8 protein-coding genes and 1 rRNA gene are annotated in these 9,060 nt (G+C 71.8%); 6 read left to right on the top strand and 3 right to left on the bottom strand.

Annotation, left to right across the window (positions count from 1 at the left end; translation table 11 throughout):
* Positions 1-941, bottom strand: a 941-nt coding sequence (locus C4U03_RS39385) for a HAMP domain-containing protein (protein WP_160147264.1), incomplete at its 3' end; no start/stop codon positions are given.
* 123 nt (positions 942-1,064) lie between these two features.
* Here C4U03_RS39385 and C4U03_RS39390 point away from each other — a divergent pair.
* From C4U03_RS39390 to C4U03_RS39400, 3 genes are all read left to right on the top strand, one after another.
* On the top strand, positions 1,065-3,224 hold the full coding sequence (locus tag C4U03_RS39390) for a SpoIIE family protein phosphatase (protein WP_235018408.1): 2,160 nt from the start codon (positions 1,065-1,067) through the stop codon (positions 3,222-3,224).
* Positions 3,225-3,309: 85 nt separating this feature from the next.
* The gene (locus C4U03_RS39395) at positions 3,310-3,630 is read left to right on the top strand and encodes an STAS domain-containing protein (protein WP_103944962.1); all 321 of its coding nucleotides are present in this window, start codon (positions 3,310-3,312) and stop codon (positions 3,628-3,630) included.
* A 4-nt stretch (positions 3,631-3,634) separates the two neighbouring features.
* Positions 3,635-4,006, top strand: a complete 372-nt coding sequence (locus C4U03_RS39400) for an ATP-binding protein (protein ID WP_103944964.1) — start codon at positions 3,635-3,637, stop codon at positions 4,004-4,006.
* 70 nt (positions 4,007-4,076) lie between these two features.
* On the opposite strand, the gene C4U03_RS39405 is transcribed toward C4U03_RS39400, so the two are convergent.
* Positions 4,077-5,426, bottom strand: a complete 1,350-nt coding sequence (locus C4U03_RS39405; protein ID WP_200827794.1) for a class II 3-deoxy-7-phosphoheptulonate synthase — start codon at positions 5,424-5,426, stop codon at positions 4,077-4,079.
* Positions 5,427-5,517: 91 nt separating this feature from the next.
* Positions 5,518-6,609, bottom strand: coding sequence for a sigma-70 family RNA polymerase sigma factor (locus tag C4U03_RS39410; RefSeq protein WP_103944966.1), 1,092 nt, complete (start codon positions 6,607-6,609; stop codon positions 5,518-5,520).
* A 130-nt stretch (positions 6,610-6,739) separates the two neighbouring features.
* Here C4U03_RS39410 and trxA point away from each other — a divergent pair, with 130 nt between their 5' ends.
* The 3 genes from trxA to C4U03_RS39425 all read left to right on the top strand — a co-directional run.
* Entirely contained in the window at positions 6,740-7,093 is a 354-nt protein-coding gene (gene trxA / locus C4U03_RS39415; RefSeq protein WP_103944968.1) for a thioredoxin, read from the top strand.
* 30 nt (positions 7,094-7,123) lie between these two features.
* On the top strand, positions 7,124-7,987 hold the full coding sequence (locus tag C4U03_RS39420; protein WP_103944970.1) for a putative RNA methyltransferase: 864 nt from the start codon (positions 7,124-7,126) through the stop codon (positions 7,985-7,987).
* Positions 7,988-8,740: 753 nt separating this feature from the next.
* Positions 8,741-9,060, top strand: a 16S ribosomal RNA gene (locus C4U03_RS39425); the annotation flags it as partial.

A 9,060-nucleotide genomic window follows, 5' to 3' on the forward strand; every position in this document is an offset into this window, starting at 1 on the left:
ACCTGGGCGATGTTGCGGACCTGGTAGGTGAGGTTGGAGGCCATGCCGTTGACGTTGTTGGTCAGGTCCTTCCAGACTCCCGACACGCCGCGCACCTGGGCCTGGCCGCCGAGGCGCCCCTCGGTGCCCACCTCGCGCGCCACCCGCGTCACCTCGTCGGCGAACGCCGACAGCTGGTCGACCATCGTGTTCACGGTGAGCTTGAGCTCCTGCAGCTCGCCCACCGCCTCCACGGTGACCTTCCGGGTCAGGTCGCCCCTGGCGACCGCGGTCGTCACCACCGCGATGTCGCGCACCTGGGCGGTCAACCGGCCCGCCATCACGTTCACCGCGCTGGTGACCTCGCGCCACCGCCCCGACTGGCCGCGCAGCGGCGCCTGCCCGCCGAGCCGGCCCTCGATGCCGACCTCCCGGGCGACCTGCGTGACCTCCCAGGTGAAGCTGTCCAGCTGCTCCACCATGTGGTTGACCGCCTTGGCCATCCGCAGCACCTCGCCGCGCATGGGACGGCCGCGCACCCGCAGCTCCACCCGCTGGCTCAGGTCGCCGGCCGCGACCGCCTCCACCACCCGGGCCATGCCGGTGGACAGGTCGGTCAGCTTGTCGATGATCGCGTTGGCGTCCTCGGTGGCGCTGGCCCACGCCCCCCGCGCCACGGCGGGGGTCAGCCGTTCCCGCAGGTGCCCCTCCCGGCCGATCTCCCGGCGCACCCGGGCCAGCTCGTCGGCCAGATGTCCGCCGTTCTCGCAGATCTCCTCCACGATGGCGGCGGCCTCGGCGATTGCCCCGCCCGCGGGCACCTCCACGGGAGAGCGGAACTTGCCGTCGCGCACGGCGGCCAGCGCCTTCAGCAGCGGCGCCAGGTCGGCGTCGCTGTAGCGCGGCGTGGTGTCACGCTGCGAGCTGGCCGGGTACCCCGTGCGGGATGCGGTTCGCGGCATAGTCTTTCCTCCTGGCCCGTCATCCGTCGGTCCGGGATCTGCGGACACTCCCGTTGGGCCGTACATTTGCAGTCTGTCACGATGGCTTGAATCTGTATTACCTCTCAACCCTGGGGGAGCACGGTGGAACGACGGACGTCGTCGGCCACATTCCCACCTGCGGCCACGTCGGTGGCGGCCGCGCGGCGCTTCGTACGCCGGACCCTGACCGACTGGGACATGGCCCAGGTCGCCGATGACGCGCTGCTGGCCACCAGCGAGCTGGCCACCAACGCGGTCACCTACGCCGGCACCTCCTTCGAGGTCCGGTGCCTGCTCGACGAGCACGGCGTGCGGATCGAGGTGCTCGACCAGCACCCCACCCGCCACATCGCCATGCCCGCCGCGGAGGCGACCAGCGGCCGCGGGCTGCCGTCCATCGACCGGCTCGCCACCTCGTGGGGCGTGACGTACGAGGGGCTCACCAAGGGCGTGTGGTTCCGGTTGCCCAATCCCGCTGCCCAGCCCGCCGTGCGGCCTGAGCCTGACCGGCTGCCGCCCGGCCCCGCCCACCTCACCGCACGCTCCTCGGAGCGGCCGGGCGCCGCCGGCCGTGTCTCCGCCTCGCTGGACGCCGACCGGCCGGCCCGTTCCCCGCAAGGGGAGGAGTCCCTGGAGGCGGCGGTCGAGGCGGTCCGCGACGTGTTGTCGGCCGACGGGGCCGCGGTGCTGCTGACCGATCGCGACGGCGGCCTGTCGGTCGGCGCCTCCACCGGCACCGTCCCGGACACGCCCGCCGGCCCGCTGACGGTCGCGGCCCTGGGCCCGCACGCCCGTGTCGGCGAGCCCTGGGTGGCCGGCGACTCCTCCGACCCGGTCGCCGCCGCCCTGTCGGCCCGCTCGATGGTCGCCGCGCCGCTGCAGGTCCAGGGCCGGCTGACCGGGATCGTGGTCGCCGTGGCCACCGCCCCAGACCGCTTCGACGAGGCCGCCGGCAAACGGCTGGCCCGGATCGCCGACGACATCGCGCTGTCCATGGAGCGCGCCCGCCTGGACGAGCTGGAGCGCTCCTGGCGCGGCTGGCTGAGCTTCGTCGCCGAGGCCAGCGACCTGCTGGCCGGCACGCTCGACCAGGAACGCACCATGGCGTTGGTCACCCAGCTGGTCGTGCCGCGGCTGGCCACCTGGTGCGCCGTCTACACCGTCGACGAGACCGGCGCCACTCGTCCCGCCTACGTCTGGCACGCCGACGAGACCCGTGTCGACGGCCTACGCGAACTGCTGGCGGCCGCCACCCCCGGACCCCCGGTGGACTCCTCCGGAGCCTGGAGCGGGCACACCACCGCGCCGCCGCCCGCCCGCGCGGCGGCCGGGCCGACCGCCGGCGACCTGGCCTACGCGTTCCCGCTGATCGCCCGGGGCCGCCGGATGGGCGTCCTGGTCATCGGCCGCCCGGCCGGGGACCGCTTCCCGCAGGGCGCGATCGACCTGGCCGAGGAGCTCAGCCGGCGGGCCGCGCTGGCCATCGACAACGCCCGCCTGTACACCGCGCAGACGACCATGAGCAGCGCGCTGCAGCGCAGCCTGCTGCCCCCGGGCATCCCCGACATCCCCGGCCTGGAGGTGGAAGTCGTCTACCAGCCCGCCGGGGAGGGCAGCGAGGTCGGCGGCGACTTCTACGACGTGTTCGCCTGCGGCGACCTGACCGGCGCGGCGCCGGCCCGCCGCTGGCGCTTCGCCATCGGCGACGTGTGCGGCACCGGTCCGCAGGCCGCGGCCGTCACCGGTCTGGCCCGGCACGCGCTGCGCATCCTCGCCGCCGAGGACATGCCCGTGCCCGACGTGCTCGCCCGGCTGAACCGGCTGATCCTCGCCGAGGGTCCCCGGGCCCGGCTGCTGACCCTGCTGCACGGCGAGATCACCCCGTTGCCGGGCCGGGACGGGGTCCGCATCGACCTGGTCAGCGCCGGTCACCCCCCGCCGCTGGTGCTCGACCCGGACGGCGTCGTGCACGAGGGTGCCGGCGCCCAGCCGCTGCTGGGGGTGTTCGACGACGCGGAGTTCACCCTCGACACCCTGGAACTGCGCCGCGGCCAGGTGCTGCTGTGCGTCACCGACGGGGTGACCGAACGGCGCGCCGACGACCGGCTGCTCGGCGACGACCACGGGCTGGAACGCCTGCTGGCCGGCTGCCGGGGACTCAGCGCGGGCGCCGTCGCCGCCCGCATCCAGCGCGCGGTACGCGATTTCGGGCCGGAGCCGTCCAACGACGACGTCGCCCTGATCGTGCTCCGTGCTTCGTGACCGAGGGCGCCGCGCGCCCGAAACCCCGCCGTGCACCGGTGTCGAGGAATGCCGGACGCGGCCGGATGTCCTAAGGTGAATATCGATGGGCCTTGCCTTGCACACAACACGACAAGAGGACCGCGTGACCGTGGCAGCACGCGGTTCCATCGACCTGCACTCCTCCGACGAGCTCCGCGAACGGCTGGAGGCGCTGGTGGAGGCAGGTCACCGGGAGATCGTCGTCGACCTTACGGCGGTCGACTTCTGTGACTCCTCGGGCCTGAACGTGCTGGTCCGTGCCTACAAGCACGCCCGTACCCAGGGCGGCGCCTTCACGGTGACCGGCGCCTACGGCCGGGTCGAGAACGTGTTGCGCACCACCGGCCTCGACCGCTTCCTCATCAGCACTCCGCCTGAGGTGTGACTGCGTGACGTCTGAGACCACCCTTCGCGCAGCCCCCCAGAGTGAGGCGGTGGAGCTTGCCCGCAGGCTCGCCGCCCGGACCATGCGGACCTGGTCGCTGATCGAGTGCGAGGAACAGGTGACCGCCATCGTCGCCGAACTCGTCGCCAACGCCGTCCGCCATGCCGGCACCGTCCTGGAACTGCGGCTGCAGCGCCGCCCCGGGGCGGTCCGTGTCGAGGTGCGCGACCGCGCCTCCGCGATGCCGCAGATGACCGTGCCCGCCCCACTGGACGAGTCGCGCCGCGGGCTGTTCATCGTCGACCGCTTCGCCAGCGACTGGGGCGCCATCCCGGTCACCGGCGGCAAAGTCGTCTGGGCCGAAGTCGCCACCTGACCCCGCCCCCGGAACGCGGAGGGCCGGGGCCCGTCGTGGCGCCCCGGCTCCTCGTGCAGTGCAGCCCGTTTCAGCGGGCCTTGCGGTACATCTCCGCGACCATGAACGCCAGGTCCAGCGACTGCCCGCGGTTCAGCCGGGGGTCGCAGGCCGTCTCGTAGCGCTGGTGCAGGTCGTCCTCGACGATCTCATGCCCGCCGCCCACGCACTCGGTCACGTCGTCGCCGGTGAACTCGATGTGGATGCCGCCGGGATGGGTGCCCAGCGCCCGGTGCACCTCAAAGAACCCGGCGACCTCGTCCACCACGTCGTCGAACCGGCGCGTCTTGTGCCCGCTGGGCGCCTCGAAGGTGTTGCCGTGCATCGGGTCGCAGATCCAGGCCACCGGCGCCGCGTTCTGCGACACCTTCTCGATCAGCGACGGCAGCGCGTCGCGGATCCGGCCCGCCCCCATTCGGGTGATGAACGTCAGCCGGCCCGGCTCGCCGTCCGGATTGAGCCGGTCGATCAGCGCCAGCGCCTCGTCGGCGGACACCGTCGGGCCCAGCTTCACCCCGATCGGGTTGCGGATGCGGCTGGCGAACTCCACGTGCGCGCCATCCAGCGCCCGGGTCCGCTCGCCGATCCACACCATGTGCGCCGACACGTCGTAGGGCAGGCCGCTGCGGCTGTCGATGCGGGTCAGCGCCCGCTCGTACTCCAGCAGCAGCGCCTCGTGGCTGGAGTAGAACTCCACCCCGTGGAACTCCTCGGGGTCGGCGCCGCACGCCTTCATGAACGCCAGCGCCCGGTCGATCTCCCAGGCCAGTTGCTCGTATCGCCGCCCGGCCGGGCTGGAGGCGACGAAGTCCTGGTTCCAGGCGTGGGCCTGCCGCAGGTCGGCGTAACCGCCTTTGGTGAACGCCCGGCACAGGTTCAGCGTGACCGCTGAGCAGTGGTATGCCTGCAGCAGCCGCCGCGGGTCGTTGCGGCGGGACTCCGGCGTGAAGTCGAAGCCGTTGACCGCGTCCCCTCGGTAGGCCGGCAGGGTGACCCCGCCGCGCACCTCCACCGGCTTGGAGCGCGGCTTGGCGAACTGCCCCGCCATCCGGCCGATCTTGACGACCGGGACGCTGCCCGCGTAGGTGAGCACGACGGCCATCTGCAGCAGCGTCTTGAGCTTGTTGCGGACGGCGTCGGCGGTCGAGCCGGTGAACGTCTCGGCGCAGTCACCGCCCTGCAGGACGAACGCCTCTCCGCGGACCACATCCGCCAGGCGGTCCTTGAGCTGGTCGCACTCTCCGGCAAAGACCAGCGGAGGCGCTTGGGCGAGTTCCGCGGTGACGGCCCGGACCTCCTCCGGGTCGTCCCACTCCGGCTGCTGGGCTGCGGGGAGGGCACGCCAGGCGTCCAGCTCCCCGGTGGCGCTGGTGATACTCACGTTCCCAGGCTAGGTCACTGTGCAAGCCGAGGCACCCGGCCCCGGTATGGAGTCGCCCCGGAGCAGGTCACGGGCCCGGCGACCGAGTCCGCTAGGCCGCCTTGGTGGGAACCGGGGCGGGCAGTTCCCGCCGGGGGGCGCAGGGGGCGTGGGCGATGTGCTCGGCCGTCCGCGGGCCCTGCGGGGCCTGGCGGGCCGGCGCCGGCTGCCCGGCCCGTGCCGGCTGCGCGGGATGCCCGGTGGCGCGCCCGACGTGGTCGCCCTCGGCCGCCAGTTGGCGCAGCCGCCGCAGCGACCGATCGGTGATCTGCCGCACCCGGTTGTGGCTCAGCCCGTACCGGGCCCCGATCTGCGCGTACGACAGCGGCTGGCCGTCCTCGATCCCGAACCGGGCCCGCAGGATCGCCGCCTCGCGCTCGGGCAGCCGCTCCAGCAGCCGCCCCAGCCCTGCCAGGTCGTCCAGCGCCAGCACCTCGGCCTCCGGGCTCACCCCGTCGGGATCCTCCAGCAGGTCGCCCATCGGGGTCTCGCCGGCGTCGTCCACGGCCGCGTCCAGGCTGGCCGGGTCGCGCCGCCAGCGCAGCAGCTCGTCCACATGGTCGGGCACGGCGCCCAGCGCGTGCGCCAGCTCGTCGCGGGTCGGCTCGCGCCCCAGCTCGCGCCCCAGCTGCCGCTCCGCGCGGCGCAGCCGCGACAGCTCCTCCTCCACGTGCACCGGGAGCCGGATGGTCCGGGCGGTGTGGCTGAGCCCGCGGCCGATGGCCTGGCGGATCCACCAGGTCGCATAGGTGGAGAACTTGAAGCCCCGCCGGTAGTCGAACTTCTCGACCGCCCTCATCAGCCCCAGGTTGCCCTCCTGGATGAGGTCGATCAGCGGAAGGGAGTCGGTGGGGTACTTGCGCGCGATGGAGACCACCAGGCGCAGGTTCGCCTCGACGAAGCGCTGTTTGGCGCGCAGGCCGGCGGCGGCGAGCTCCTCCAGCTCCTGCCGGGTCACGCCGGCGGGCACCCGGCCCTCCTCCAGCAGGTGCTCGGCGTACAGGCCGCCCTCGATGGCCTTGGCCAGGTCGACCTCCTCCTGCGCGTCGAGCAGATGGGTGCGGCCGATCCTGTCAAGGTACGCTCCGACGAGGTCCTTGTCCTGCGTCTCGACGGTGTCGCCCTTGGTGCGGGTTGCAGCCATCCTGACCCTTCTTCGGTCGAACTCCCTGACCAGACAACGCTAATTACGGCTCTGTGATTCCCGATCAGGGAATACTGCGGCCGGGATCACCGCTCTACGGGTCTGATACCCGGACCGAGGAGGCTGCCACATGGCGACCGTCACACTGACCGCCGACAACTTCGACACCACCACCCAGGCCGACGGGATCGTCCTGGTGGATTTCTGGGCCGCCTGGTGCGGGCCCTGCCGCCGGTTCGCGCCGGTCTTCGAGAGCGCCTCCGAGCGGCACCCCGACATCACCTTCGCCAAGGTCGACACCGACGCCGAGATCGAGCTGGCCGAGCGGTTCGGTATCTCCTCGATCCCCACGCTCATGGCCGTGCGCGATGGCGTCATCGTGTTCGCCGAGCCCGGCGCGCTTCCCGAGCCGGTGCTGGAGAACGTGATCGAGCAGGTCCGGGGGCTCGACATGGAAGACGTCCGCAAGCGCATGGAGGTCTGAGCCGGCGCCGGCGCCCGCGAAGATGGACCCGTGCTGACCGACGTCGTGAAGGTGCTGGCCTGCCCCCTGTGCGGAGCCGATCTGGTGGTGGGCGACAGGACCCTGCGCTGCCGGGCCGGGCACGGCTTCGACATCGCCCGCCAGGGCTACGTCAACCTGCTGCCCGGGAACGCGCGGACGGGAACGGCCGACACCCCCGAGATGGTGCGTTCCCGCGAGGCGTTCCTGGGCGCCGGGCACTTCGCCGGCCTCGCGGACGTCCTCGCGGAACGGGCCGGGGCCGTCCTTGCGCCCGATGCCTGCGTGCTGGACGCGGGTGCCGGGACGGGCTACTACCTCGCCCGTCTCCTCGATCGTGCCCCGACGGCCACCGGGCTTGCGATCGACGTGTCCAAGCACTCGCTGCGCCGTGCGGCCCGCGCCCATCCCCGGATCGGCGCCGTGGTCGCCGACCTGTGGAAGCCGCTTCCCGTGCGCACTGCGGCGGCCGAGGCGATCATCAACGTCTTCGCCCCGCGCAATGGGGCGGAGTTCCACCGCGTCCTGGCACCCGGCGGCATGCTGTACGTGGTCACGCCCACCGCCCGCCACCTCGGCCGGCTGATCCCCGACCTGGGGCTGCTCAAGGTGGACGACCGTAAGCGCGAGCGGACCGAGCAGGCGCTGCGCGATCACTTCGTCCTGGACGGCGCCGAGGACCACGAGGCCGAGGTGCGACTCCGCCACGACGAGGTGGTCACGCTGGTCGGCATGGGGCCCAGCGCTCACCACCTCGCCCCGGGAGAACTCCAGGCCAGGCTGGCGGAGCTGCCCGATCCGGTCCCGGTCCCGCTGTCCGTCACGATCTCGGCCTACCGGCCTCACTCCCGGGGCGGCAGGCCCGGACCGAGGTAATGCCTCGGCCAGGCCCGAGGGTTTCCCTCCTCTGCCGCCATGGGGCAGTCGGCCTGGGGCGGCCTGTTCCGACGGGAATACCTCCGGTGGGCCGCACGCTCCACTCCGCGGAGACTGGGGACGCCGTCCCGGTGATCTTTCGCCGACCGCTCCTCAGCGCCCACGGACAGGCCGGGATCGTCAATTTGACGGTCTTTCGGATCTTGCTTAGAGTTCACGTGCCCCAAGGGGATGCGGGACGCCGACAGGCGGACGGCCCCGGGGAGACCCTCCGGCGGAAAACCGTTCGAAGCAGGCTTCGGGCGGGGGTAAGCTAGAGGGACAGCCCAGACGGGATGCAGGACACCGCGCAGGTGGCCGGCCCGGGGCGAGCCCATGAACCATGATCTTCGGCAGGCTTCGGCCTGGTCGGGTGTCTGTGGTGCGTCGGGCGGATCCACAGTCGGTGTCGAGAAGATCTTCGCCAGATCGACTTGACAGCGGAGGGGGATCCGGTAAGTTAGAAGGGTTGCCCCACGGGGCGCTCGCCTGGGAGGGTGGGTGTTGCGGGGTGGGTGTCCGTTTCTTGAGAACTCAACAGTGTGTTAAAAGCCAGTGCCTTGTGACAGCCCCTGGTTGATTGGGGTTGTTGTTCCTCGTCTGAGGAATTTCTTTGAGGCGATGCTCGCCGGTTGTTGTGGCTGGTGGGTGTCTGCTGGGATGTGAGTCCCGTTCAGGTTTGCCTGTCCCCGTCTTGGGGGTGGGTGTGTGACCTTGATGGAGAGTTTGATCCTGGCTCAGGACGAACGCTGGCGGCGTGCTTAACACATGCAAGTCGAGCGGAAAGGCCCCTTCGGGGGTACTCGAGCGGCGAACGGGTGAGTAACACGTGAGCAACCTGCCCCTGACTTCGGGATAAGCCTGGGAAACCGGGTCTAATACCGGATATGACCTCTTACCGCATGGTGGGGGGTGGAAAGTTTTTTCGGTTGGGGATGGGCTCGCGGCCTATCAGCTTGTTGGTGGGGTGATGGCCTACCAAGGCGACGACGGGTAGCCGGCCTGAGAGGGCGACCGGCCACACTGGGACTGAG

The sequence above is a fragment of the Thermomonospora echinospora genome (assembly GCF_900108175.1).
GTDB lineage: Bacteria > Actinomycetota > Actinomycetes > Streptosporangiales > Streptosporangiaceae > Thermomonospora > Thermomonospora echinospora.

What these genes read in the sequence shown, in the direction of transcription:
- C4U03_RS39395 (WP_103944962.1), top strand. Translation starts at nt 3,310, where the DNA reads ATGGGCCTTGCCTTGCACACAACACGACAAGAGGACCGCGTGACCGTG.
- C4U03_RS39410 (WP_103944966.1), bottom strand. Translation starts at nt 6,609, where the DNA reads ATGGCTGCAACCCGCACCAAGGGCGACACCGTCGAGACGCAGGACAAG.
- trxA (WP_103944968.1), top strand. Translation starts at nt 6,740, where the DNA reads ATGGCGACCGTCACACTGACCGCCGACAACTTCGACACCACCACCCAG.